Origin of the sequence: Actinomadura kijaniata NBRC 14229, from assembly GCF_001552175.1 — a bacterium.
Taxonomy (GTDB): domain Bacteria; phylum Actinomycetota; class Actinomycetes; order Streptosporangiales; family Streptosporangiaceae; genus Spirillospora; species Spirillospora kijaniata.
The window spans coordinates 1-517 of the sequence record NZ_BCQR01000361.1 but is presented as its reverse complement, the minus strand read 5'-3'; the positions used below and the strand labels follow the sequence as shown (position 1 = coordinate 517).

Below are 517 nucleotides of genomic sequence, written 5' to 3'. Positions count from 1 at the left end.
CCGTCCGGGGGCGGCTCCCGCCCTGCGCTCCACGGCGTACGACACGACCGCCAAGAGCCGCCGCCTGGCCGATGTGCGCCTCAGTGGCACAGCCGCAGGATCGGAGCCATGAACCACAACGCCACGAACCACATCTCCGACACCCTGACCAACGGATCAGCCCGCATGCTGGGCGGGGCGGCTCTGTCGCCCCCGGCGCGCGGCCTGGGCCGCACCTTCCCCGCGACGGACATGCCCACCGGGCTGATGCTGGGCCTGGTCGCGCTCGGCCTGCCCCGCACCGTCCTCGCCGATCTCGACATCGTCGCTCCCCAGAGCGGGCTGCTGTACTACGTCCTGGCGCTCACACCGTTCGCGGCCTGGCTGACGGTCGCGCTGGTGCGCCGGACCCGCCGGCCGGGTCGTGACTTCCTGATGCTGGGGTTCCTGTATGGGCTGTCCCTGCTGGTCGTCCACCAGGTGCTGTGGAGGACCGGAACGACATCGGGCCACCCACCGCAAAGCGTCGCCGACTTCG

The 517-nt window shown here is 71.6% G+C and carries 1 pseudogene; it reads left to right on the top strand.

Annotation, left to right across the window (positions count from 1 at the left end):
- Window positions 1-108 precede the first annotated feature (108 nt).
- Window positions 109-517: pseudogene (locus AKI01S_RS48710) on the top strand (hypothetical protein); the annotation flags it as partial.